Below are 19,397 nucleotides of genomic sequence, written 5' to 3'. Positions count from 1 at the left end.
CGCCGTAGACCGGGACTCGCAGATGGGCACCGCGAATCGCGTCATTACGACCGGTAGTCGGCGAACCTGGTCGCGCGGGTCCATGCCACGTCGCGCCAGTAGCAGTGCTGGAGTATGTCGTCGATCCCGTCGACCGCCTCGAAGCCGAGGAACGTGTCGTCGTCGCCGAAGTGCAGGACCGCGAGTTTGCGCGAGTCGAAAAGCCAGAAGTCATGGTGCGGGAGGTCCAACGCGTTGGCCACGTCGCGATCGATGTATCGAATGTCCTCGCCCACAGCCAGGTTGTACGGGGTGATAGAAATTTCGAAACGGAGGAAGTCGCTCGGTGGATCATCGACGACTCGGACGCGCTCCACCCGCTTCCCGGTCGAGGTCTGCGACGCCATCAAGTCCAGCCAGTCCCGGAGCCATTCGATGCCCGGGTCCCGGCCGGCCAGAAATTCCTGGAATGGAAGATCCTCGGCCTGCACCCCGTAGGATCTTCGCACCTCGAACTTGAAGGCGACATGCTCGAAGCCCAGAAAGAGTTTCCGGAAAGCATCAGGGTCGTCGACGATCACCGTCATTCGCTACTCTGGCCCTCGAACCAGGACATGAGCGAACGCGGCACTACGACAAAATTCTCACCCGGCAGCACGTCACGGAGCTGGGAAAGCGCCTCCGGGTCGGTCAACTCATAGCCTTGGACGACGATGTCCCCGGTATCGGTCTCGTAGAGCGTCGGACAAGATCCAGCGTTGCTCGATGTGGACAGAAAGCGAAGCTTCATCGACTCCTCCATTGGCCGATCTGGGAGATAAGAATACCAGTCGATCAATTAATGACGGAAGCTGTCTATGTCCCTACCTGTCCGAGCTTTCGCGATGTGAGACCTGTCCCATAAGCGGCCTGTCGACGTACGGTGTGGATGGTACCGCCCATCCACTCTGGCCCCTGCTGAGGGCAGGCACCGATCGTTCGCTGCGGTAATCCACAGCGGAACCTACAGCTCGGGCCGTTCGGCCGTTGCGGTGAACCAGTCCTTGCGGCTGCTGACGTCCAACTGCGCGACCCGCAGCCCCACCTTGCGACACAGCGCGGCGAAATCCTCCGGCTCGTAGTAGGTGAACCAGCGTGGGGCCGGGAAGTCGTCGGTGCTGCGCCACCCGTCACGACCTCCGTGTTTCATGCTGATCAGCGCCTTGCCGCCGGGCAGCAGAACCCGCCGGATGTTGTCGAGCGCGGTGACCGTGTGCTGCCGGGGCAGGTGCAGCAGGACCCCGCTGGCGATGACACCGGCAAAGGTCGCGGATCGCAGCGGGAGGGCGAGCGCGTCGCAGCAGACGGCAGCGTCGATGGCGATCCGTACGGTGGTCGCGCACAGCAGCTCCGGGGTGACGTCGGCGAGGACGACGGTCCGGCCGGTGCCGGCGACCAGGTTGGCGTCGCGACCGGCTCCGCAGCCGAGGTCGAGCACCGGCCCTGGCCCGAGCGCGGCAAGGAAGGCTGTCAGCTCCTGTCGCAGGCCGGGGAACCGGCCATAGTCGGCCGTCATCGCCGTGTAGTGCTCGACCAGGGCGGCGTAGGAGCGGCGTACCTGGGCGGTGCCGGACCAGCCGGCGGTCACGGCGGGCACGGCGGTCACCGCGCCGGGGCGCCCGGGGCGCCGCCGCCGGTGACGAGCGTGCTGATGTCGGTGCTCTGATGTTTCCAGGCGACGCCGGGCAGGGCAGTCCTGCTGCCGTCGCGGGTAAGCAGGCTGACACCGTCCTCGGGTGGGGTGGCGCGGCCGATGACGTCGAAGGTGAGACCGTTGCGGTCGAAGGCGTCCCGGCAGGCGTCGAGCCGGTCGTCGGGCACCGTGAAGGCGAGCTGGAAGTCGGCTGACGCGCTCATCGCGAGGGTGAGGTCGTCGGTGCCGGTCAGTTTGGCGACGGCGCTGACGGCGGGGTGGACGGCGATGTCGTCGGCGGTGACGGTGAAGCCGACCCCGCTGGCGGCGGCGAGCTGCTCGATCGTGGCCCGCAGGCCGTCCGAGGTGTCCTGGCAGGCGGTGGCGTAGCCGCCGGTGGAGAGCAGCCGGCCTTCGGCGACCCGGGCGCGGGGCCGCCGCCAACTGTCGAGCAGGTCGGCTTCGACGCTGTCGGGCAGCGCCCACCCGTTGACGGCGCGCTTCGGGAAGTAGGCGACGGCGGCGCCGAGGACCCCACAGGGGCCGGTGACGCAGAGGTGGTCGCCGGGTCGCGCGCCACGGCGGGTCAGGGCGGTGCCCGTACGGCAGATGCCGATCGCGGACGCGGAGAGCACGATGCGTTCGGCGTTGCCGATGTCGCCGCCGACGTTGAGGGTGCCGAAGTCGGTGCAGGCCTGGTGGATGCCGGCCATGACGTCGAGGAATCCGGTGTCGTCGAGGTCGTTGGGGTAGCGCACGACGGTCAGTACGCCGATCGGCGCGGCACCCATCGCCGCGATGTCGCTGACGTTGGCGGCGACCGGGTAGTAGCCGATGTCGACGTTGGTGAGCAGGCCGTGTTCGTAGAGGGCGAACTTCGGGCCGCGTACGTAGTCGGAACCGACGACGAGGGTGACCGGCCCGTCGAGGTCGTAGATCGCGCAGTCGTCGCGGGTGTCCGCCCCGGCGGTGAGGGTGGCGTGCGGGCCGTGGCTGTCGCCGAGGACCGCGCCGGACTGGCCGGAAAGGAATGCGCCGACGAGCGCGGCGACCCGGGTCGGTTCATCGGAGTAGCTGGCGGGCGAGGTCATCGGCGCGCTCCCAGATGGTGTACGACTGCCCGCAGCACGGCGACTGCCGGCAGAAACGTGGTGTCCAGTACGAGGCCGTGTGACTGACGGGCAACGTGGTCGCGGATGGCGTCGGCGGCGGTGAGGAAAATGTGGCAGTCAATGATGCTCCCAGGGATAAACGACCGTCGGTGTGACCGGTCGCGCCGCCGGCATGGCGGGCTCTTGCCGCAGCAGATCGAACCGCGAGGGCGAGTTCGCCGGCTGCCTCAGCGTGGTCCGGCACGACGCTGATCCGGTCCGGCGCACGCGCGCCACTCAGCGCAGCAGCGGACCGGACCGGCCGAGTGCTTGGGCCGTCGCGGCCGCCCAGGTCTGCGGATCGCAGTTCGGCAGAATCTGTCGGATGCCGCCGGCCGGGTCCTCGACGTCACCGAACCAGCGCGGAATCACATGGATGTGCAGATGGTCGACGCTGCGCCCGGCCGCGCGACCTTCGTTGACCCCGATCGTGAACCCATCCGGCCGCAGCCTCCCGGTCAAATCGGTGCGCACCGTCAAGATCAATTCGTACGTGTCCCGCAACTCCTGCGGGGTGAGGTCGAAGAACGACTCGATGTGGCGCTTCGGCACGATCTCCGTGTGCCCCTCCGCCGCCGGGAAGTTGTCCAGCCGGGCAAAGCAGGTCGCATTCTCGTGCGAGATGCGGTTGAGCTGCTCGTCCTCGCGCCGGCAGAACAGGCAGTCGGCTGGCACGCCCTCGTGAAGATCCATCCTGCAGCCTTCCGTTCGCCCTACCTTCCACCGCTGAACGCAGCCTACGTGTGCCCTCCTGGCCGCAGCCTGCCACACTCGACCTGCCGCAGCATACGGCAGCTCGTCTGGCTCATCCATCCCATCACAACCTCCGTCGAATTCACCATTGTCACGGCCCGCGTTTCCCCTCCCGATAAGGCAGAATCGATGGCGTACGCCGGTCTGTCTCCACTGTGACGTGGCGATCCGGCGACCGACCCAGCCCGGTGTTTCATTTTGAAACATTGGCGCGGGTGGTGAGTGTGTCGGACGAAAGGAAGGTGAAGCGATGCCAGTCACCGGACCAACTGTGGTGCGCCGTCAGCTGGGGCGACGACTGCGCCGACTGCGAGAGGAGGCGGCCCGCACCGAGCAGGAGGTGGAGCGGGCCAAGGTCTGTTCCCGTACGACGTTGTGGCGCATCGAGAACGGCAAGTTTCCGGTCAAGATGAACACCGTACGGGGCCTGTGTTGGTTCTACGGTGCCGATCCGGAAACGACGGACGCACTGACCCGGCTCGCCGCCGCGTGTGACGAGCAGGGCTGGTGGGAGTCGCACGGCGACGCCGTACCGGACTGGTTCCGCTTGTACATCGGCCTCGAAGCCGCCGCCACCGAAATCCAGCTTTACGATCCGGAGCTGATCCACGGTCTGTTGCAGACGCCGGACTACATGCGGGCGGTGTTCCGGGCCGCCGACCCGAGGGTGCCCGAGCAGCAGATCGAACGGCTGGTGTCGCTGCGGCTCGACCGGCAGATCTCCTACTACGACCGGGCCGAGCCGGCGAGGATCGTCGCGATCTTCGGAGAGGGTGCAATGACTCGCGAGGTCGGCGGCCCGACGGTGATGGCCGAGCAACGCGCCCACCTCGCCAACGTCGGTCGACGGGTACGGGTTGAAGTGCGCGTCCTGCCCGGGGCCGCTGGTGCACACGCCGCGTTCGCAGGCGCTTTCACCGTGCTGGACTTCGCCGACCCCGACGACCCGGACGTGGTCTACGTCGAGTCCCATATGGGCGCTCGCTACATGGAGCGTCCGGAGGAGTTGGCGGAGTACCGTCGAGTTTTCCGGCTGATCCGCGACCAGTCGATCCCGATCGAGGAGTACCTACGATGAAGCCCGACACCCCCTGGTTCACCTCCAGCCGCAGCGCCGGCAACGGCGGTCAGTGCGTCGAGGCCCGCCGGCACGCCGGCCGCGCCGAGGTACGCGACAGCAAGGACCGCACCGGCCCCACCCTCACCTTCACCGCCACGCAGTGGGGCATCTTCACCACCGCCCTGCAAACCGGCGCGCTCCCGCACTAACCTCACCCACGGCGGTGGTGGCCGCCTCGGTACCCGAGGCAGCCACCACCGCCCCGCCGCACCAATGAAGGGCAGCTCCCGAGAGAGCTGCGACGACGCGCAGCGACCGCGCGAGGTCGGCGCACCGGTCGACGCCTCAATGAAGGGCAGCTCCCGAGAGAGCTGCGACCCGAGACGAAGGGGCCCCGCGTGTTCGGAGCCGAGAAGCCTCAATGAAGGGCAGCTCCCGAGAGAGCTGCGACCTGGTCGACGACGCTGGTTCGCGTCCCCACAGCCGGCCTCAATGAAGGGCAGCTCCCGAGAGAGCTGCGACCCTGGGTCACAACCGGTACTTCACGGCCGAGCAGCCTCGATGAAGGGCAGCTCCCGAGAGAGCTGCGACGCTCGCCGCCTGGCACCGGGCCACCGACACGCCGCCTCAATGAAGGGCAGCTCCCGAGAGAGCTGCGACATTCCTTGGGTCAACCCCTTCTAACCAACCACCTTTTGGCCTCAATGAAGGGCAGCTCCCGAGAGAGCTGCGACCTAGCGGTAGGACTCGCATCCGCCGCCTTGGCGGTCGGAATGCCTCAATGAAGGGCAGCTCCCGAGAGAGCTGCGACCATCGAACCGGTAGCCGTCGCCCAACACGGCGGCGCCTCAATGAAGGGCAGCTCCCGAGAGAGCTGCGACGACGTGTCCGCCGGGAACTCGACGTCCTTGTCGAGCGCGCCTCAATGAAGGGCAGCTCCCGAGAGAGCTGCGACTCGGGAACTCGTCACCGCGCTGGACGTGGCGCTACACTGCCTCAATGAAGGGCAGCTCCCGAGAGAGCTGCGACTGTTGTTGGCGCCGGCGGTGTAGATGCGGCGGCCGAACAGGCCTCAATGAAGGGCAGCTCCCGAGAGAGCTGCGACCTGTACGCTGGCCCCGGACAGGCCCCGACTCTTCAAGCCTCAATGAAGGGCAGCTCCCGAGAGAGCTGCGACTCGGAGTACGGCGAGCCGGTAGGCCGGCGGCTGACCCCGAGGCCTCAATGAAGGGCAGCTCCCGAGAGAGCTGCGACGTGAGCATGAAGTGAGCCCGAGGATCCCGCATGAAGCCTCAATGAAGGGCAGCTCCCGAGAGAGCTGCGACTCGTTCGCGTGGTGTGGGAGGTGCGATCCAGTGGAACGCCTCAATGAAGGGCAGCTCCCGAGAGAGCTGCGACTCGCACCGGTGGGCCGTCGGCCTGGACGGCGTCGAGCCTCAATGAAGGGCAGCTCCCGAGAGAGCTGCGACCCTTGCCGAACATGTTCGTGATGCCGTTGATCAAGCCCTGCCTCAATGAAGGGCAGCTCCCGAGAGAGCTGCGACCGGCGACAGCCGTCGGCGCGGTCGAGTCCTCCATTCCGCCTCAATGAAGGGCAGCTCCCGAGAGAGCTGCGACCTTAACAACACCGACTGGGGCGGCGCCGAGGTTGAGCCTCAATGAAGGGCAGCTCCCGAGAGAGCTGCGACCAGCGACGGGTTGTCCATCCGCGCGACCTTGATCACGCCTCAATGAAGGGCAGCTCCCGAGAGAGCTGCGACGTCGAGATCGGCACACCGGTGCCGGAACGCCGCTACCTGCCTCAATGAAGGGCAGCTCCCGAGAGAGCTGCGACCGGCGAACCGCTGTTCTCTGACGCTGCCTACTCCCAGCCTCAATGAAGGGCAGCTCCCGAGAGAGCTGCGACTGGGTCCGAATCTTACCCCTCCCGACCTGCGGTGGAGCGAGGGGTTCGCGAAGGGTCCGTCGACGGAGAGCCTCGCGACGCCCCAACAGCCACTTTTGTCCACTATAGAATGGCATCTGAGCAGGAAAAACAGCTCCGCGAAGGGTCCGCGCTCACGGCCGTCACGACGGACCCTTCGCGGCGGGCAGCGGTAGGGCGGACGGCGGGGCTAGAGAATCGCGGGGCCGTGGCCGGTGATCGGTCGACCCTGGCCGATCACGTCGAGGGACCGGCTGGCGCGCTCCCGCAGCGTACCCAGGTCGCAGAACAGGATGGAATCCGTACCCTGGTTGATCATGTCGGTCAGCGCGGCCCGTAGCCGCAGGATCTTCGCCGGACGGGCATCCACGACGAACACGCTGTACTGGACGCGATCGCCGTACGATTCGAGCTTCTTCGCCACCCGCGTACGGCGTACGTCGTCGGAGACGTCGTAGGCGACGATGTAGCGCCGTACGTCGTCGAGGCTCATCTGGTCTTGATCCCCTCGTAGCGCGGCTGCGTCCCGTCGATCACGCCGAGCACCAGGCGCGCCTGGATCTCCATCGCGCGTCGCCAGGTCACCTCGTAGCCGAAGGTCGGGTGGCGGAAGGTGCCGGTTACTCGGCGTTCGTAACCGGCGATGAGCGCCTTCCGTCCGTTCGCGCCGATCCGGGTGGTGCCGAGCACCGTGGTGAAGTCGCGGGCGCGCAGCTCGCCGTTGTTGAATGCGGTGATGACGACCGAGTCGGCGACGGCTGCCCGGAACTCCTCGACCAGGTCGAGAGCCAACGCCGGCTTGTTGCGGCCGGAGCTGTGCAGGAACCCGGCGTGCGGGTCGAGCCCGCAGGCGACGACCGCCCGGAGCACGTCGGCGGTCAGCAGGCCGTAGCAGAGGTTCAACGCGGCGTTGATCGGATCGCGGGCCGGGCGTCGGGTCCGTACGGAGAACGTCAGCTGTTCGGCGTCGACGACCTTCGGCCGGAACATGGTCAAGAATTGGGCGAAGTAGCCGGCGGCGGCCTCACCTTCGATGCCGAACAGGTCCGTCAGCGACGGTGCGTCGAGAGCATCGCGTTGCAGCTCACGCAGCCGGGCCACAGTTTTCGGGGCGTTGCCGTGGCGGCGCAGCAACGTCGCCTGGTTGGCGATCTTCGCGGTGACGAACTGGCGGGCCAGGTCGATGCGCCCGTTGTGGGAGGCGACGTGCTGCACCAGTCGCGGTCCGCCGTTGGGTCCCTGAGCCGGCCGGGCCCAGCCGGTGACCCGGCCGGTGCTGGTGCACCACACCACGGACAGGCTGCGCCACAGGATCTCCCGGATCAGGCCGCTGGACAGGTCGACGTTGCCGTGGACCACCAGGCCCTGCACCCGTTCGATCGGAAACGACCCGAGCTTTTCGCCGCTCTTGCTGACCTCGATCCGGCCACGCTCGACGTACGCCCGCGACCCTGGCGTGGTCAGATGCAGCACCTGGGTGTCCGGGTCGGCGACGACGATCCGGCGGGTCACCGGCGCGAGCGGGCGTTCGTCGGGCAGGCAGACGCTGATGTGCGAGCAGCGGGAGCAGCGCCGGTCGTTCTCCAGCGGCGGCGGGGCCTGCTCGGCGTCGAGCGTACGCACGGTTGCCGCCACCATCTCCCGGGCGGCGGCGACATCCCCCGGCGACAGGGTGATGTCAACCCGGACCCGGTGGTTGGTGAAGTAGACCGCCTGCCCGGCCACCGGGTAGCCCATGTCCGCCAACGCCCCAGCGAGCAACGCCACCTGGATCCGCATCGGTTCGGTGACGTCCGGCCGGCGGCGCACCGGGGTGGCCTTGTGTTCGACGACGGTCATCGCGGCGTCGTCGTCGAGTTCGACGGTGTCGCAGCGCCCGTACACGCCGAGGTCGTGGCTGACCACGTCGACAGCCCGGTAGCGCCGGGACCGCGACCCGGTCGGGTCGTCGGCCGGGGTGTGGGCCTGGACGCCGACCTGCACCTGGTGGGTGTCGGTCGACTCGCCGGCTGCTTCCAGCCAGGCCCGGCGTGGGCAGAAGGCCTGGTGCGCCACCAGGCTGATCGGAAGCAGTTCCGGCGTCGTCATCGTCAGCGTCTCACGACGAGTGGCTTGTCGGTCTTGAGCAGCTCGCCGCGCATGGCTCGGCGTTCGGGGGCGCTGTCGCTGCCGAACCGCTGCACCGGGAAGCGGATGACGGCGGTGACGCCCCGGGCGGCCAACCACCCTCGGGCGGGCTCGCCGTCGACCGGTTTACTGTCCGGCGGCTTACCGAGCGCCTTCGACGACAGTCCGGCGGCCGCGAACCGGGTCAACTGCCCGCTGGCGAGGACCGTCCGGTGCCGGGCCGTGCGCCACCGCCCGGTCCACACGGGTACGCAGAACCAACCGCCGGTGGCCCGACCGACGTGGCCGGTGGTGGTGGCGGTGGCGTCGACCCGCTGGGCGATCGCGAACTGCGAGATGCCCCAGAGCGCACACCAGGCGAGGGCGTTGTCGGTCGGGCCGGGGGCGGCGAAGCCGGTCGGCGTACGGCTGTCGGGTTTGTCTTTGGCGATCTCGTCGCGGACCCGGCGGCCGGTCAGCCCGTCGGCGACCTCTTCGGCGGTACGGGCGGCGACCGCTGCCGCGAGTGGCCGCAGCCGGTTGCCAACGAACTCGGAGCCCTGGTTGCGGGGCTGCATCTCCAGCCGGCTGGCGCCGTCGTCCTGGAGCCGGTCGCCTTTGCCGTTGTGGCTCCAGTAGGCCGGTTCGCCGAGTGCGGCGATCAGCCGCAGGTCGAGCAGCGCCCGTGCGTCGGTGAGCTGGTCGAGCACCTGATGCCGGCGGTGCTGCAGGTCGCGCCAGCCGTCGCCGGTGGTGATGACGCTGATCCGGGGGCTCATGAGCGCTCGCTGCTCGCCGTCGCGCAACTGCCGGCTGGGCCAGGCGTCCGGGTCGTCGTGCCGGGCGGCGTGCCGGCGGACGATCTCGCCGATCGTCTCCGGGTCGGCCTGCGGGGCGCTGAGCACCGGGCGGGAGTTCATGCCGGGTGTCCAGGAGAGTCGGACGTCGTCAAGGCCGGCGTCTTCGACGATGGCGGCGAGCCCGTACAGCGCCATGTGCGACAACATCGTGTACGGGTCGGCGTGTGGCAGTACGAAGTCGGTCATGATCCCTCCGCGGAGACCTGCCCGTCGGCGGCGCGGAGCAGCGCTTCCAGGTAGGCGCAGCCCCACACCCCCCACCGGCGGTGGGTGCGTTCGATCAGTTCGTCCCACCGGCCCTCGTCGAACAGGTCGACGGCGGTAGCGTCGGTGTCGCCGACGAGCTGCCCAGCGGTGTGCGGGAAGCCGTGCCGACCGTGTCCGTGGCTGGTGCCGACCAGTCGAGCGATCAGCTCCCGGCTGGTGTCATCCTCAAAGGAGTCCTCGGTGGGCAGCGTGGACCAGGCCCGGACCACGGATAGCTGCTCGTGGCGCCAACCGGTCGGCAGGCCGGATTTCTGCCGCAGCCGGCGGATCGTCCTCGCATCCCGGACCGCACTCTTGGCCAGTGGATCAGGCGGCGGATCTCCGTCGCACAGCGACTGTTGAAAGCGCTTATCGATCTTGCCATCGTCATGATGCAGGCCGGCCAGTCGCAGCGCCTGCAGCAGCTCGGCGGCCAAGCCGAGCCGGTCGCCGACCGTTTCGGCCCGGTCCGCTACCGCCTCGGCATGCTGGCGAAGCGATACCCTGCGACGGCGTGGGGTCCACGTCTGGCGCAACTCGTCGTCATCGGTTGCCTTTCGCAGGTCGACGACGATCAACCGGGCGAGTTGCGGCTTGCCGTCGTCGGATTCCTGCCAGTGTGGGATGACCTCGGCCCCGGCCCGTTCGCTCTCCGGCCGGTCGAGCAGGGCGGCCGCCGCGACCACCATCGGGCGCGGCGTCAGCTCGTCGCGGTGCACCCGCAGCAGCTGGGCGACCTCCTCCGGATCGAGTTCCACGGCACCCTGGCTCTCCGGGTCGTCCTGGTCCACGACGGTGGCGGCGACGGCGTCGAGGAACCGGCAGCGCGCGGCCGTGTCGCGTTCGATCCGGAGTACGACCTGGCCGGGTTTCGGCTCGCCGATGACGTCGAGCACGTCGTCGACCTGTTCGGTGCCGGCCGGGTCGACAACCTTGGAGGTGAACAGCGCAGTGGTGTCGTCGAGGACGAGTATGTCGCCTGGACGAATCCTGTCATCGACGGTCAGCGGGCGCGGCGCGGACTCTCCGGGCCGGACCAGAATCGGCGTGGGCGGCGGGTCCAGGCGGGCCCTGACAGCTGCCGTCGCGATGTCATCGATCCGCTTACTGATCTCCGTCGCCTTCCGGATCGACACCGGGAAGACCTCGTACGGGCGGGGCGGCAGGGCTTCGATCAGCCGTACGGCGTCGGCGGCGTCGGCCGGCAGCGCCCGCCGTACGACGATGCCGAACTCGTGGTCGGCTGCGTCGAGGTCGTCGGAGAGCCACAGGTCGAGGTCGTCCTGTGCGGCGGCGGCGAGGTCGTCGCTGGTCCGCGCCAGGTGCCACGCCTGCGCCAGCTCCAGCCGTTGAAGCAGGTCGCGCCGCAGCTCCGGGGCGGGTGGCCGGGGGTCGCGCAGCGCCCACGGGGCGAGGCCCGCCGGGTCGACTGCCCGCCCGGCCAGCCAGGTGAGGGCCGCCGCCAGGTCGTCCCGCTGGTACGGCCCGGACTGGGCCGGGTCGGGCAGCTCGCCGGCCGGCACCAGCACGCTGACCTGCGTAGCTGAACGGAGGCCGAGCCGGTTGACCCGGCCGGCCCGCTGGGCGAGCGCCCCGCCGGGTGCCAGCTCGGTCACGGCGGCCGCCAGGTCAAGATCGACCCCAACTTCGAGACTCTGCGTGCTGACCAGGACATCGACCGTCGGATCACCACCGAGCGTAAGCAGCGTCGACGCGGGCGGCCGCAGCCGGTCCACGTCGTACGGCCGCAGCCGCCCACAGATCAACTCGACTTTCAGATCACGCGCACGTAGTTCGGCGTCGACAGCGGCGGCGACCGCGACACTGTTGACGAAACAGCCGACCGTCGCGCCGTACGCCGCATGCAGCCGGGCCGCCTCGTCGGCCAGCGCCGCGACGCCCGCCTTGACGGCCGGGCCGCTGCGCGGGATCGGCCACGTCGGGACCGGCGCAAGGGTCACCGGCTTCGGCGCGGTCAGCCGCTGCCGCAGCGGCGCGTCCACGGCCAGGTCGTCGGCTTCGACACCGACCGCCACCCCGGCGTCGGCGTGCGGTGTGGCGGTGGTCTCGACGACCTGCAGCACCGGTACGCCGAGCGGCTCATCGGCGACGGCGGCCAGCTCGGCGACCCGCCGGGCCGTCGTCACCAGCTGCCGGGACAGGTGCGCCTCGTCGACGACGGCGACCGTGTCGTAGGCGAGCAGCCCGGCTTCGCGCGGCCGGGCCTGTGCCCGCGAGCCGTAGCCGGCGAGCAGCAGCCGCGACCCCCACATGTCGGGGGTGGCGCAGAGCACCGCCGCACCGGTCGGCTCGTCCAGCCAGGACCGCGACGGCGGCGCGCCGCCGCGCAGCAGCGCCACCGTCAGCGGGCTCGCGGTCGGTTCCGCCTGCCCGGTGCGCAGTGAGTCGAGCGCGGCGGCGACCCGGGCCAGCACGGTCCGGCCGCCCCGGGCCGTCGCCAACAGGTCGGCGGTCGCCGTCGCGTGTGCGTGCTGGTCGTCGACGAGGGCCCGGCGGTCGACGACGAGAGCGAGCCGGCGCGGCACCCGTACCGGGTGGCCGGCGGCCATCAGCGCCACCGCAAACACCTGTACGTCGATGACGCTGGTCTTACCGGCCCCGGTCGGCGCGACCAGCTGGTCCGGCCAGCGGCCGGTGGTCAGCAGGTGGTCGAGCAGCCGTTCCTGCCAGCGGAACGGCTGCTGCCCGCCACGGACGGCGGCGAAGAAGGCGCCGAAGTCGGCGCGGTCGACGCTCACCGGGCCAGCCGCCGGGCGATGGCTTCCGGCAGGTCCCGGGGCACCAGCAGGCCGCCGCCGAGGTGCCGGCTCTGCCCGATCGCGGCGATCGTCCGAGGGCCGGTCAGGTTGCCAAGGTTGAGCACCGCCCGGTACGGCTGGATGGTCGTACCCTCGTGGACCTTGTGGACGTACCGGCTGACGTCGCCGTCCATCACCCGTACCGCTGATTCGACCCGGACCCTGCGCGCGGTCGCCGCCGCCGCGAGCGCCTGGTAGCGGGCCTCGCCCCGGTCCGGCACCGACTCGAACTCGTCGCGCCAGACCAGGGCGACCGACAACGCGGCGGCGTCAGCGAGCGACCAGTCGCGGACGCGGGCGCGCGGCGGCCGGCTGTCGGGTACCGCGACCGGGTCGGTCTGCCACCAGCGCTGGGTGCCGGCGGCCGGCTCCGGCCAGAACTCGTCGGCCGCTACTTCGACCGGCGGCTTGACCGTGAACGGGCCAGCGGCGACCTTGACGAGCCGCAGGTGGTGCGCGGCCATCCGGATCAGCGTCAGGTCGATGTCGTCGGCGTCGCGGGGCAGCAGCAACGCCAGCGCCGTGCCGCCGACGTGCGGCGCGTCCGGGCCGACGAACTGGATGGCGCACCGGTTCGCCGGCTGCGGCACGTTCTCGCCGTACGCGCCGGTGAGGATCGCGGGCGCACCGTCGCCGACGAGCGAGACCAGGGCCCGGTGTACGGCGACCGCGTACCGCACCCGCAGCTGCGCCGGGACCGGCTGGTCCATGCCGAACAGCAGCACCGACGTCCACGGCGTCAGCGGAGGCGACTTCTCCGTGCGGGTGTAGCGGCCGAGTTCGACGCCGGCGGTCACGGTCGGCGGCGCTACCGTCTTCTCGCTGGAGCGGTGCGCGTCGGATTTCACCGGCGGCACGGCGGTCGCCTCCCGGTGCGCCGCTTCGAGGGCGTCCGACCTGCCGGCGACGGCGACCGCCAGGTCGAGGCCGTCGCCGGTGAACAGGTCGGCGTCGGGGTCGAGGCGGTGCGTCGGCTCGGCGTCGGCGACGACGAGCCGCACCGGTGACTCGGTCGTGCCGAGGTAGGGCACCTCGGGGCAGAGCGCGGCCAGTGCGGCGGCTACCGGCTCCGGCGGCGGCTGCTCCCACGTCCACGCGTACCGTCCGGTGACCGCGACACCGGTCACCGCCGGCTTGCCGACCAGCTTCTCCGCCAGCGGGCCGCGGCCTTCCTTGACGATCAGACCCTCCTGCCGGTACGCCGTCGCCGCCCCGCCGCCGTTGGGGAGCGTCTGCGGCACGGCGATGCCGTCCGGCGGGTTGGCCTCCAGCCAGCGCAGCGCCTCCCGGTCGGTGTCGCAGGGCTGCAGCCCGTCACCGTCGGGGACCGCCCTCACTCCTTGGGCGGCCGCGCAGAGCAGGGCGGCGTGCAGCCGGGCCGGCGACGGCAGCGGGTCGAGCTCGCCGCTGCCGACGTGCCCCTTGTAGACGCCGAGGACCGGCTCTGCGACGATCGCAAAGCTCACTGGTCGTCACCCGTTTCGAGCGCGCCGGAGACGATGTCCGGGTTGCCGTCGACCCGCATCGCCAGACCCGACCAGGTGACGTCGGCGACCTTTTCGGCGTGTGCGAGGGCCTCGCCGAGCAGCAGGTCGGCGGCGTCGATGCTCAGCGGCTCGACGTCGGCGAACGATCCGCCACGCTGGTCGAGCCGGACCTTCGGCTGCTCGGCCTCGACCAGGTCGCAGTTGGCCCGCAGGCACAACTCGGCGTCGGAGCGGGCAAGGGCGTTGAGCGCCAACGCGGCCAGTAGCGCCCGGCAGGCGGCGTCGCCGTCGACGCCGGCCCCGAAGCGCATCTGCCGCAGTGTCGCGAACGACAACACGTGCGTACGGATGATGGTGTCGCAGGCGACGCCGGCCAGTTGGTCCAGGGTCGGCGGGATGCCGCCGAGGCCGAGCGCGGACGCCGATTCCCTGGTACCGGCCTTGATCGCACCAGCTGCCTTGAGGATCTTGCTATGCGTGACTGGGCTCAACTCGGCCTGCTGCCGGTTCGCCGTCTCGGTCATCGTCTTCTTGTCGAGGTTGATCTGCATGCCGACCGGGTCGACCCGCGCCCCGCCCCGCCGGCCGGGCCTGGGCTCCGTCAAGGCACCGGTCCCGTCACGGCTCGCGGCGACGAAGCCGACGATCTCGCCGACCAGGGCACTGCGCCACCGGCCCTGCCGGCTACGTCGGCTCGAATCCCAGCCGCCGAAGACCAGGGTCACCGGGCTGGTCTCCAGCAGCGCCCGTGCGTTGGCCGGGCTCGCGTCTCGCACCGCCCGGTACTCGGGCGTCTGCGTCGTCGGCACCCCGTCGATCGTGCCGGCGCGAATGTGACCGTCGAAGACCCGGTGCGGCAGCGTCAGGTCGTAGTAGCGTTCGACCGTGCCGTCCCGCTCGTAGGTGACCTGCACGTGCGGCACCCGCGACAGCAGCGGGTGTCCGTCCTCGATGGCCTGAGCGAGGGTCTGCTCTGCCCGGTTGAGCTGGGACTGCTTGGAGTCGATGATCGCGGCGTAGCGGCTCTCGTCGCCGAGGAAGCGCTGCTCGTACGCGTACACGGACCCCTTCCCGCGCTCCGGGGCGAACTTGGCCGGCGCGACCGAGGTGTGCCGGCCACCGGCCGGCTCCAACGTGGTCGTCGACGTCAGACAGCTCGACCCGCCGGGCGAACCGGCGGCCAGCAACACATCAAGATCCAACGAACGCACCTAGAGAATCCCTTCATAGCGTCACCTTCGGTGACGTCGTAGCGTACGGCTCCACGGATGATGCTGCGCCTGCCGAGGGGGCCTAGCAATTTTGAATGTACTTGGTGGCGCAAAGCGCCCGACCCGACCCCGTACCCTAGACGTCGATGCTGTGGTACGGTCGCAATCGTACAGTCCAACGTCGAAAGTTGAGGTACCGCCTGTGCGTCAGCAGCCCCTGATCACCATCAACCGGTCCACTGTGGGAGACGTTCTGATCCAGAGCACCGCTCCTGCCACCGGGTCCACCTACCAGGAGGAGCCGAAGAACCCGAGCGACAACGACACTCGGCCTCGTCGTAGCCCGGTCTCGGCGCTGATCTCCGCGCTGATCGCCATCGGCCACCTTGTCGGGCTCGGCAGGTGACGACACCCCAGGTGGCGTGACGCCACCAGACACAGCCTGGCAGTTGCGGGTCGGGTTGCCGATCGCCGTGGAGTCGGCCAGACTGTAGACGCAGGTGGGGGTGCCCTTCATTAAGGCTTGGTCGCGCAATGCGCCCAACCTCTGAGCAGTTCGCTGCACCCCTTCCTGCGCCTCCGCTACCAACGTCATGCCAACGACGCTGCTCGGTGCACTGGCGATGAAGAGTGCTGGGCGCGGGTGAGGACGTCCTCGGCGGTCAGCGGGCTGGCCGGGTGGTGGCTGAGGCAGAGCGGCGTACGGGTCTTGCGGAACGGCTGTCCTTCGACCGCGACGTAGAACTGTCCGCTGGTCAGCTGGGAGATGTCCGGCACGTCGCCGCCTTTGAAGCGGGCCATCTCACGCGCCGCTTCGATGTGCACCGGCGCGTTGAGCAGCCCGAAGAACTGCGTCGCCGCGTTGCCGGGGATCTGACTGTGCAGGCCCTTCGGCGCCTGGGTGGCGAATACCAGGCCGAGGCCGTACTTGCGGGCCTGGGAGGCGAGCATCAGCGTGCTGCGGGTGCAGGGCGTGATCGGCCCGGACGGCGCGAGGGTCTGCGCCTCGTCCATCACCAGCAGCCCACCCAGCGGCCGGTCACCGGCCGGATTCCGTTTGATCCAGGCGAAGAGGGCCAGCTGGAGCTGATTCACGAAGCCCTGCGGGTCGGCCACCCTCCCTGCCCGGCGTCCACACCACGACGTCGGTCGCGTCAAGGTAGTCGGCGGCGGCCTGCGCGTCGCCGTCACCCCACGCCGCTGGCGGCTGCGGCCACGGGTCGCCGAGCCGGGCGAGGTCGTTGTTGGGGTCCAGGACGATCGCGGATACGCCGAGCAGTGCGCACTCTTCGACCAGTCGCCGGATCAGGACGGTCTTGCCGGATCCGGAGCCGGCGTAGACCGCGACGTGCTTGCGCAGCGCTGCCAACTCCAGCCGTACCGGGTCGCCGTGGTCGAAGTCGACACCGACCCGCAGGTACGGACCGGGTCCGTCGACAGCGGCCGACTCGCGACCGGGTCCGTCGGGGGCGGCCGGTTCGCGGGCGGCGTCGGCGAGCGCGGTCGACAACAACGCGGTACGCGAGGCGGGACGTCGGTCGGCCAGCCACGCCTGCAGTCCGTCCGGTTCCTCGGCGAGGAGTGTCCGCAACGCGACCAGGCTGCGCAGGTCGTCGTCGGTGACTGGCAGGGTCCGCCCACCGGCGGCGACGAAATCGTCCACCGCCTTGCGTACGCCTGGTGTTCGCGGCCACTCGTCGTTGCGCAGGATGAACAGTCGCCGGTTGGCCACCCCGTGCGCCAGGCCGGCGGCGACGCAGGCGTTGCGCAGCCGGGACAACTCGCCGTTGTAGTGCTGCGCGGCGATCGCACGAAACGCCCAGTGGACCTCGTCGCCGGTCGTGTCGTCGAGGGTGCGCCGCAGCCGGGCGTGCAGCACCGGCCGGCGGGCCGGGATGGTGTCCTGCTCGAAGTCGGTGTCCGCGCTTTCCCAGGTCCACGCGCGCAGGCCGGCGGCGAGCAGCTGCGGCACCTGGGTGTCCTCATTGGCCCGGTCGAGCACTCCGGCTACCTGCGCGTTCGCGCGCAGTTCGGCGTACCGCTGATCGAGCCTGCCCAGCGACGAGCCGTCACCGGCCGACGTCGCTGGCGTGGTCGGTGTCGTCGGCGTTCGTTTCGGTTTCGCGGTCGGCGGCACTGCGGTCGGCTGTTCGGCGGCGGCCGAGCTGGGGGTGGTGAGCGTGGTGAGCGTGGTGAGCGTGGTGAGCGTGGTGAGCGTGGTGAGCGTGGTGAGCGTGGTCATCTCGGTGACCCGGCCGTCGCGGACGCACGCGCGAATGTGTTTCTCGACGTTGATGAGCAGTTGCCGTGGGGTGAAGTCCGGGGCGTCGGCGAACGCTTCGGGCCGCACCGGCCAGCTCGGGTACGGCGGCACGAACCCGACGTCGGCGTAGTGTGCCGCGAGCCGGCGTTCGACCAGGGTGCGGCCGACGTCGGCGTCCGGGATCGATTCGAGCGGGGCGGTTTCCCGGAACCGGTCCTGGGCGGTGTCGACCGCGTTGCTCTTGATCAACGCCCACGATACGGGCAGCAGCGACAGCACGGTCAGGGTCCGGCAGGTCAGCTCCCGCAGCTCCATCAGGCCGCTGGCGACCTGGTCGATCGAGACCGCCGCCCGCCAGCCGTCCTCCTCTGCCCCGGTGCCGGGCGACCCGGAGACGTGGCTGCGGTTGGCGACCTGCGCGATCAGGCCGTCGACCTGGTCGACGGCGATGACCGACGGCCCGGTCAGCGCCAGCAGCCGCGACACGTCGGAGACGATCTCCTGCGGCAGCCGCCGAGCCGGCCGGATGCCCAAGGCGAGGCGTTCACCGGGCTCCGCCTCCTCGCTGCCGAGCAGGTACGAGTTGGCGACGTCCTGGGCTCTCGGGTCGAGGCCGGCGAGCAGTGTCAACGCGCGGGCGGTGTCCCGGCAGCCGATCCCGATCCGGCGGTGCGACCAGGTCAGGGCGGCGACGAACTCGTTGAGCCGGTCCACGGTCATCGGGGCCCGACCGGTCACCGCCATCCGGGTCACCACGGACAGTTCGAGGCCGTCGGCGAGTCGGTGCAGGAACGCCTGCAGCTGGGTGGTGCCGTCGTGGTCCACCGGCTGGTGCAGGCCGTCGACCATCGACACGGCGGCGCTGCGCCAGAACGCGCTGGCGTCGAGCAGGTTGATAAGGAAGAAGTAGCCGCCGTCGAGCTGGGTCAGCTCACGCACCCGGCTGAGCAGGTGGGTCTTGCCCGCGCCGCGTTGACCCCGCACGGCGACACCGATCGGGCTGGTGTCCGGGCTCTTCTTGGCCAGCGCCAGTCCGTCGAGGATGGTCCGGAGCACGTCCGTGTGCAGCCCGTCGACGTGGGACGCCGCCGGCCGCCAGACGTCGCTCATCGCCGGCGTGTAGTTGAACTGCAGATGCGCGAGCGCTTTCAGCGCCGCCTCGGTCACGATGCCACCATGCTGATCATGTGCTTGGCCTGGTCGCCGATGACCACGGCGGCGGCCTTGATCCGTGGGTCGAGACTCTTCTGGTTGGCTTCCGGGACGAGCGTGACGCCGCGTTGGCGGTGCAGCCGGCGCAGCGCCGCGTCGACGTCGGCCCGGTCGAGGTCGTCGACCAGGTCGCGCAGGTCGGCAAGGTCGACCAGGTCGCCGGCCTGGGGCGCGACTTTCCAGTACGCCGCCCGCACGCGTTCCTCGACGGCCCGCTCGTCCAACGCAGGCTCGGCGCTTGTCGGCTCGGCAGCCGCCGGCGCGGCGGGCACGGCCGGCAGGTCGTCGGCGACCGGCGCGTTCGAGGCGGTCACGAAGTCACCGAGGCTGAGCCCCTGCGCGGTGAGGAAACGATCCACCGTCAGCAGGAGTGCGTAGAGCGCGCCACCCATAGGCCCCGATCGTGGTGGCGGCGATCCGGCAGCGAATTCGGCGCGGCAACGATCCCGACCCGCCTCGGTCAGCCGCAGGACGAGCCGGCGAGGGGTGCCCCCGACCTGGATCAGTCTCAATTTTTCCAGCTTCTCGCGCGAGCGCTTCTCCAGCTTGCAGCCATGCTCCTGGGCGAGCTTCACGTTCAGCGCTTCGCCGGCCTCGGTGAGGAGAATGAAGAGAGCGGCCGTCTCAACCGAGGTCAACTTCTCGTCCGACATG

Annotated in this window: 17 protein-coding genes and 1 CRISPR repeat array; of the genes, 3 read left to right on the top strand and 14 right to left on the bottom strand. The window is 70.0% G+C overall.

Annotated elements, in window-relative coordinates; translation table 11 throughout:
• Positions 1-44: 44 nt before the first annotated feature.
• The 5 genes from O7608_RS18290 to O7608_RS18270 all read right to left on the bottom strand — a co-directional run bounded on the left by O7608_RS18290 (position 45) and on the right by O7608_RS18270 (position 3,615).
• Complete coding sequence (locus O7608_RS18290; protein ID WP_289205739.1) at positions 45-560, bottom strand: DUF6879 family protein; 516 nt, start codon at positions 558-560, stop codon at positions 45-47.
• A 2-nt stretch (positions 561-562) separates the two neighbouring features.
• Complete coding sequence (locus tag O7608_RS18285) at positions 563-769, bottom strand: hypothetical protein (protein ID WP_282226833.1); 207 nt, start codon at positions 767-769, stop codon at positions 563-565.
• A gap of 213 nt (positions 770-982) precedes the next feature.
• The gene (locus O7608_RS18280; protein ID WP_289205738.1) at positions 983-1,615 is read right to left on the bottom strand and encodes a class I SAM-dependent methyltransferase; all 633 of its coding nucleotides are present in this window, start codon (positions 1,613-1,615) and stop codon (positions 983-985) included.
• Positions 1,616-1,620: 5 nt separating this feature from the next.
• Positions 1,621-2,742, bottom strand: coding sequence for a thiamine-phosphate kinase (thiL, locus tag O7608_RS18275; protein ID WP_289205737.1), 1,122 nt, complete (start codon positions 2,740-2,742; stop codon positions 1,621-1,623).
• 297 nt (positions 2,743-3,039) lie between these two features.
• Positions 3,040-3,615, bottom strand: a complete 576-nt coding sequence (locus O7608_RS18270) for an HIT family protein (protein WP_289205736.1) — start codon at positions 3,613-3,615, stop codon at positions 3,040-3,042.
• Positions 3,616-3,805: 190 nt separating this feature from the next.
• Between O7608_RS18270 and O7608_RS18265 the strand changes: the two genes are divergently transcribed.
• Both O7608_RS18265 and O7608_RS18260 read left to right on the top strand, forming a co-directional pair.
• A complete protein-coding gene (locus O7608_RS18265; protein WP_289205735.1) occupies positions 3,806-4,633 on the top strand; it encodes a DUF5753 domain-containing protein in 828 nt (275 codons plus the stop codon).
• Entirely contained in the window at positions 4,630-4,824 is a 195-nt protein-coding gene (locus O7608_RS18260; RefSeq protein ID WP_289205734.1) for a DUF397 domain-containing protein, read from the top strand. Before O7608_RS18265 ends, O7608_RS18260 begins: the two co-directional genes overlap by 4 nt.
• A 58-nt stretch (positions 4,825-4,882) precedes the next feature.
• Positions 4,883-6,521: direct repeats of the CRISPR family, unit length 36 nt; unit sequence GCCTCAATGAAGGGCAGCTCCCGAGAGAGCTGCGAC.
• 208 nt (positions 6,522-6,729) lie between these two features.
• Here O7608_RS18260 and cas2 read toward each other — a convergent pair.
• Genes cas2 through cas7g form a run of 6 tightly spaced genes read right to left on the bottom strand, consistent with a single transcriptional unit; the run spans position 6,730 to position 15,268 of the window.
• Entirely contained in the window at positions 6,730-7,032 is a 303-nt protein-coding gene (gene cas2, locus O7608_RS18255; RefSeq protein ID WP_278169783.1) for a CRISPR-associated endonuclease Cas2, read from the bottom strand.
• A complete protein-coding gene (gene cas1, locus O7608_RS18250) occupies positions 7,029-8,627 on the bottom strand; it encodes a CRISPR-associated endonuclease Cas1 (RefSeq protein WP_289205733.1) in 1,599 nt (532 codons plus the stop codon). The genes cas2 and cas1 overlap by 4 nt, the downstream gene beginning before the upstream one ends.
• Before the next feature lie 2 nt (positions 8,628-8,629).
• A complete protein-coding gene (locus O7608_RS18245; protein WP_289205732.1) occupies positions 8,630-9,691 on the bottom strand; it encodes a hypothetical protein in 1,062 nt (353 codons plus the stop codon).
• Positions 9,688-12,510 carry a type I-G CRISPR-associated helicase/endonuclease Cas3g gene (gene cas3g / locus O7608_RS18240; RefSeq protein ID WP_289205731.1) on the bottom strand — a complete coding sequence of 941 codons (2,823 nt, stop codon included), beginning with the start codon at positions 12,508-12,510 and terminating at the stop codon, positions 9,688-9,690. The genes O7608_RS18245 and cas3g overlap by 4 nt, the downstream gene beginning before the upstream one ends.
• The gene (gene csb2, locus O7608_RS18235) at positions 12,507-14,036 is read right to left on the bottom strand and encodes a type I-G CRISPR-associated protein Csb2 (RefSeq protein WP_289205730.1); all 1,530 of its coding nucleotides are present in this window, start codon (positions 14,034-14,036) and stop codon (positions 12,507-12,509) included. The genes cas3g and csb2 overlap by 4 nt, the downstream gene beginning before the upstream one ends.
• A complete protein-coding gene (gene cas7g, locus O7608_RS18230) occupies positions 14,033-15,268 on the bottom strand; it encodes a type I-G CRISPR-associated RAMP protein Csb1/Cas7g (RefSeq protein ID WP_289205729.1) in 1,236 nt (411 codons plus the stop codon). The genes csb2 and cas7g overlap by 4 nt, the downstream gene beginning before the upstream one ends.
• Positions 15,269-15,470: 202 nt before the next feature.
• Here cas7g and O7608_RS18225 point away from each other — a divergent pair, with 202 nt between their 5' ends.
• Complete coding sequence (locus tag O7608_RS18225) at positions 15,471-15,674, top strand: hypothetical protein (RefSeq protein ID WP_289205728.1); 204 nt, start codon at positions 15,471-15,473, stop codon at positions 15,672-15,674.
• 185 nt (positions 15,675-15,859) lie between these two features.
• On the opposite strand, the gene O7608_RS32005 is transcribed toward O7608_RS18225, so the two are convergent.
• Genes O7608_RS32005 through O7608_RS18215 form a run of 3 tightly spaced genes read right to left on the bottom strand, consistent with a single transcriptional unit; the run spans position 15,860 to position 19,396 of the window.
• On the bottom strand, positions 15,860-16,363 hold the full coding sequence (locus O7608_RS32005; RefSeq protein ID WP_353850448.1) for an ATP-binding protein: 504 nt from the start codon (positions 16,361-16,363) through the stop codon (positions 15,860-15,862).
• Positions 16,308-18,698 (bottom strand): helicase HerA domain-containing protein, encoded by a 2,391-nt coding sequence (locus O7608_RS18220; protein ID WP_353850447.1) that lies wholly within the window; start codon positions 18,696-18,698, stop codon positions 16,308-16,310. Before O7608_RS18220 ends, O7608_RS32005 begins: the two co-directional genes overlap by 56 nt.
• Complete coding sequence (locus O7608_RS18215; protein WP_289205727.1) at positions 18,695-19,396, bottom strand: hypothetical protein; 702 nt, start codon at positions 19,394-19,396, stop codon at positions 18,695-18,697. The genes O7608_RS18220 and O7608_RS18215 overlap by 4 nt, the downstream gene beginning before the upstream one ends.
• Position 19,397: the final 1 nt, after the last annotated feature.

The organism is Solwaraspora sp. WMMA2056 (assembly GCF_030345095.1).
Lineage (GTDB): Bacteria > Actinomycetota > Actinomycetes > Mycobacteriales > Micromonosporaceae > Micromonospora_E.
The sequence above is the reverse complement of the archived record's forward strand: the minus strand, read 5'-3'. Positions and strand labels throughout refer to the sequence as shown.

Bases quoted from the DNA above. Each gene is read 5' to 3' on its own strand.
- thiL (WP_289205737.1), bottom strand. From the start codon at position 2,742: ATGACCTCGCCCGCCAGCTACTCCGATGAACCGACCCGGGTCGCCGCG.
- cas1 (WP_289205733.1), bottom strand. From the start codon at position 8,627: ATGACGACGCCGGAACTGCTTCCGATCAGCCTGGTGGCGCACCAGGCC.
- O7608_RS18215 (WP_289205727.1), bottom strand. From the start codon at position 19,396: ATGTCGGACGAGAAGTTGACCTCGGTTGAGACGGCCGCTCTCTTCATT.
- O7608_RS18265 (WP_289205735.1), top strand. From the start codon at position 3,806: ATGCCAGTCACCGGACCAACTGTGGTGCGCCGTCAGCTGGGGCGACGA.
- O7608_RS18245 (WP_289205732.1), bottom strand. From the start codon at position 9,691: ATGACCGACTTCGTACTGCCACACGCCGACCCGTACACGATGTTGTCG.
- O7608_RS18270 (WP_289205736.1), bottom strand. From the start codon at position 3,615: ATGGATGAGCCAGACGAGCTGCCGTATGCTGCGGCAGGTCGAGTGTGG.
- O7608_RS18260 (WP_289205734.1), top strand. From the start codon at position 4,630: ATGAAGCCCGACACCCCCTGGTTCACCTCCAGCCGCAGCGCCGGCAAC.
- cas2 (WP_278169783.1), bottom strand. From the start codon at position 7,032: ATGAGCCTCGACGACGTACGGCGCTACATCGTCGCCTACGACGTCTCC.
- O7608_RS18285 (WP_282226833.1), bottom strand. From the start codon at position 769: ATGAAGCTTCGCTTTCTGTCCACATCGAGCAACGCTGGATCTTGTCCG.